2 protein-coding genes are annotated in these 1187 nt (G+C 44.2%); one reads left to right on the forward strand and one right to left on the reverse strand.

The window, feature by feature from the left end; all coding sequences use genetic code 11:
* On the forward strand, positions 1–556 hold a 556-nt coding region (locus tag BG32_RS08250; protein ID WP_147434894.1), incomplete at its 5' end, for a DUF1214 domain-containing protein.
* Positions 557–908: 352 nt separating this feature from the next.
* On the opposite strand, the gene BG32_RS08255 is transcribed toward BG32_RS08250, so the two are convergent.
* The gene (locus BG32_RS08255) at positions 909–1121 is read right to left on the reverse strand and encodes a hypothetical protein (RefSeq protein WP_259459618.1); all 213 of its coding nucleotides are present in this window, start codon (positions 1119–1121) and stop codon (positions 909–911) included.
* Positions 1122–1187: the final 66 nt, after the last annotated feature.

Consider the following 1187-nt stretch of genomic DNA (forward strand, 5'->3'; position numbering starts at 1 on the left):
CGAAGCGCGGCAGGCGATTTATCATCCAGGTACTACAATGGGAAGTATCACAAATGGTTGGTCTTTACCGGGAAGGATATTCGGGAACAGAGAGAGGATGCAGGGTCTCTATCTGATTAGAGCTTCGGCGGCTCATATGGGATTGTATGGAAACGATCTCGAAGAGGCTTACTATCCTAGCTGTTTCTTTGACGGTGACGGAGAGCCACTAGATGCTTCCAAGCACAATTACGTGATCTCCTTCAGCAAGGAGGAGTTGCCTCCAGTCGATCCCAAGGGCTTCTGGTCAATAACGATGTACGACGAAAATCAATTCATGGTCGATAACCCACTGAACAGATACTCTATAGGCGACAGGTCCGACCTCAAATATGCTGAAGACGGTTCATTGATTCTTTACCTGCAGCATGACTCACCAGGCGCAGACAAAGAATCTAACTGGCTTCCAGCACCCGACGGGAAATTTACCATGACGTTGCGAATCTATATACCGGCACCGGAAGGACTGGATCCTCTCTACTGTCCACCCGTTGTAAGAAAGACGCCTGCTGAATAGCATATATGTAGAAGACCAAGAGCAACTATCTTGTTTCATAGGCATATGGACTGCCAAAAGCTCAGTCATAGTGTCAATTGACAAAACTGTTAAGTCTTTTGATCTGCTTCTTAAAGTCATCACGGAGTTGGAAGCAGAGAGTACTTCTATTGAACAACATATCATCCCTGATTCCCGCCAGAACCAGCTATTAAAATACTCTGGTGAGCAAAGCAGGATTAAAAAAAGTGAGTTCAACGAGTGATTCAAAGGACCCTGAAAGAAACCACGCAATTAGGCTATAGAATCTAGGCGACTTTGAATCAGCAGCAGATTAAGAAATCTGCGCAATTATTCTAGGTGACAAATGCCGTTATCTCAGGAATATCCACCAGTTTTTCATTTCGTAGATGCCGTCTGTAGAAAGAGCACCTACCGTATAGTTGCTTAGATCGGGCTGGCGAATAACCGTCGAATATGACACATACTGTTCGTAATGAACATTTTTTAGAAGAACAACTTCTCCATAATAAAGGCTATCTCCGCCGAAAAGTATTCCAAGAATGTTGACTCCGGACGGTTCCACATTGAGGTCCCAATAGGAAGTGTTTATATTGAGGTATCATATTTACCCCGCAAGGATATTGGAGAT

The organism is Mesotoga sp. HF07.pep.5.2.highcov, assembly GCF_003666285.1.
GTDB classification, from domain to species: Bacteria; Thermotogota; Thermotogae; order Petrotogales; family Kosmotogaceae; genus Mesotoga; species Mesotoga prima.